The following is a 2599-nucleotide window of genomic DNA, read 5'->3' as shown; positions in this document are numbered from 1 at the left end:
CGGTCGCCGTCACCGCGGCGCGCCGGGCCGACGAGCTCGGCGCGCTGCTGGAGCGCCGGGGCGCGGACGTCCTGCACGCCCCCGCGCTGCGCATCATCCCGCTCTCCGACGACGCGCAGCTGCGGAACGCCACCCGCGAGGTGACGGCCCGCGCCCCGGACACCGTCGTGGCCACCACCGGGATCGGCTTCCGGGGCTGGATGGAGGCCGCCGACGGCTGGGGCGAGGGCGAGGCGCTGCGCGCCGCGCTGTCCGGCTCCGAACTGCTGGCCCGGGGCCCCAAGGCGTGCGGGGCGATCCGCGCGGCCGGGCTGAAGGAGGCGTGGTCCCCCGCGTCCGAGTCGTCCAGCGAGGTCCTGGAGCGGCTGCTGGCGGCGCCGGACCTCGCCGGCCGCCGGATCGCCGTACAGCTGCACGGCGAACCGCTGCGCGACTTCATCGACGCGCTGCGCTGCGCGGGCGCCGAGGTGGTGCCGGTACCGGTGTACCGGTGGACGGGCCCCGCCGACTCCACCCGCCTCGACCGCCTGATCGACGCGGTGGCCGCGGGCGGCGTCGACGCGGTGACCTTCACCAGCGCCCTGGCCGCCGCCGGGCTCTTCGCGCGGGCCGACGAGCGGGGGAGGGCGGCGGAGCTGGTGGCGGCGCTGCGCACCCGCACCCAGGCGTCCTGCGTCGGCCCCGTCACCGCCGCGCCGCTGCTGGCGCGGGACATCCCCGCGTACTGGCCCGAGCGCTTCCGCATCGGCGCCCTGGTGCGGCAGCTCGCCGAGCGCCTCCCCGCCGCCGCGCCCCGGCTCCCGGTCGCGGGGCACCGGCTGGAGGTCCGCGGCACGGCGGTCGTGCTGGACGGCGAGCTGCGCCGCGTCCAGCCGGGGCCGATGGCCGTCCTGCGGGCCCTGGCGCACCGCCCCGGCCAGGTGTTCCCGGCCTCGGAGCTGCTGGTGGAGCTGCCCGGCGGCGGACTGGACGCGCACGCGGTGGAGGCGGCGGTCGCCCGGCTGCGCGGCGCGCTGGGCGCGCCGGGCGTGGTGCAGACGGTCGTGAAGCGCGGCTACCGGCTGGCCTTGGACCCGGGCGACTGCGCGGTCCCGTGAGCGGTCCCGCGATCCGAGAGGCGACAGGGAGAGAGGGCGACATGAGCGTGCTGCTCGTCCTGCACGGCACCCGGCACCCGGACGGGGCGCGCACCGCGCGGCTGCTCGCCGCCCGCACGGCCGCGCGGCTGGACCGCCCCGTGGAACTGGCGTACGCGGACGTGCGCGGGCCGACCGTCGCCCAGGCGCTGGCCCGCGTCGGCGCGGGCCCGGTGACGGTCGTCCCCGCGTTCCTGGCGTCCGGCTACCACGTACGCGTCGACATCCCGGAACAGCTGCGCGCGGCCGGCCGCGCGCCCGACGCGACGGTGACCGCGCCGCTCGGGCCCAGCCCGGAACTGCTGCCCGCGCTCGCCGACCGCCTCGCGGAGGCGGGGGTCCGGGAGGGCGACGCGGTGCTGCTCGCGGGGGCCGGCACCGCGGACCCGTCGGCGCGCGGCGAGGTCGCGGGCGTGGCGGCCCGGCTGGGGCGGCTGCTCAGCCGTCCGGACCCGGTGCCGGTCGGCTGGGCGGCGACCGCCGGGCCGAGCGTCGCCGAGGCCGTGGCCCGGCTGCGCGCCGCGGGGGCCCGGCGGGTCGCGGTGGCCTCGTGGCTGCTCGCCCCCGGGCTCTTCGCCGACCGGGTGCGCGCCTCGGGCGCGGACGCGGTGGCCGCGCCCCTGGCCGGCCATCCGGCGGTGGTCTCCCTGCTGGCGCGCAGGGCGCGGGCCGGCGCGGCGGACGGCGTCGGCGTCACGGCGCCGGCCGGGGCGCCCGCTCCGCCGGGGGCGTACCGTGCCAGCGCCATGTGCTGAGCCGGGGGCGCCCCGGCAGCTCGCCCCGCCCGGTGGCCCACAGCAGGGTCGGCCAGGGCGGCGTGTCCGCGGGAGCGTCCGGGAACAGCCGCGCGAGCACCCGGGAGCACGGCGCGGCGGGCGGCTCCCAGCCGGGGCCCAGGCCGTCCAGCAGGTCGTGGGTGTGCACCAGGGTCTCCACGGTGCCCATCGCGGCGAAGCCGTCCGGGTCGGAGGCGCCGAAGGTGTGGTGTGCGCGGATGTCCGGCGGCGCCGTCCGCACCATGGCGACCAGCAGCGCGCCGCCGGCCTCCAGCACCTGGAGCAGCCCGGCGGCCCCGGCCGCCGGATCGGCGTGCACCGCGTTCGCGGGCCCGCCGGGGCGCCGGCTCTCCCAGCGGAACGGCACCGGGGCGTGCGGCGGCGGGTTGCGGGGGCCGAGCTGGACGGCGTATGCGAAGAGGTCGTCGGCGAGGTGCTCGACGGTCTCCCAGCGGTCCCACTCCAGGGAGCCGGCCGGACGGCCGCGCTCCCAGGCCGCGTCCGGGGCCTTGCGGAGGGCGGTGAGCGCGAGCTGGAGGGTGTGCGCCAGGTCGTCGGCGAAGGATGACATGGCGGGAACGGTAACCCTCGCGGTGTCCGGGGCACCTGGCGTTTTCGCATCCCGGCCGGCAGGGGCGCGGGGCGCCCGGCCGCAGGGCAGGTGCCCGGAGGGGAGACTGTCTCTTA

At 80.0% G+C, this 2599-nt stretch carries 3 protein-coding genes; 2 read left to right on the top strand and 1 reads right to left on the bottom strand.

The features are described 5' to 3' along the window. A partial coding sequence (locus G5C65_RS35235; protein ID WP_165303131.1) for a uroporphyrinogen-III synthase occupies window positions 1-1097 on the top strand: 1097 nt, incomplete at its 5' end. A gap of 41 nt (window positions 1098-1138) precedes the next feature. Next, window positions 1139-1891: a sirohydrochlorin chelatase gene (locus tag G5C65_RS35230; RefSeq protein WP_165303130.1), complete on the top strand. Its 753-nt coding sequence runs from the start codon at window positions 1139-1141 to the stop codon at window positions 1889-1891. Here G5C65_RS35230 and G5C65_RS35225 read toward each other — a convergent pair. Next, entirely contained in the window at window positions 1830-2483 is a 654-nt protein-coding gene (locus G5C65_RS35225; protein WP_165303129.1) for a hypothetical protein, read from the bottom strand. The two genes, G5C65_RS35230 and G5C65_RS35225, sit on opposite strands and share 62 nt — an antisense overlap. Between the last annotated feature and the right edge of the window lie 116 nt (window positions 2484-2599).

The organism is Streptomyces boncukensis, assembly GCF_011045075.1.
In the GTDB taxonomy this organism is placed as follows: domain Bacteria; phylum Actinomycetota; class Actinomycetes; order Streptomycetales; family Streptomycetaceae; genus Streptomyces; species Streptomyces boncukensis.
Note: the sequence above shows the minus strand (reverse complement) of the source record. Positions and strands in the feature narration are given on the sequence as shown.

Bases quoted from the DNA above. Each gene is read 5' to 3' on its own strand.
- G5C65_RS35230 (WP_165303130.1), top strand. From the start codon at position 1,139: ATGAGCGTGCTGCTCGTCCTGCACGGCACCCGGCACCCGGACGGGGCG.
- G5C65_RS35225 (WP_165303129.1), bottom strand. From the start codon at position 2,483: ATGTCATCCTTCGCCGACGACCTGGCGCACACCCTCCAGCTCGCGCTC.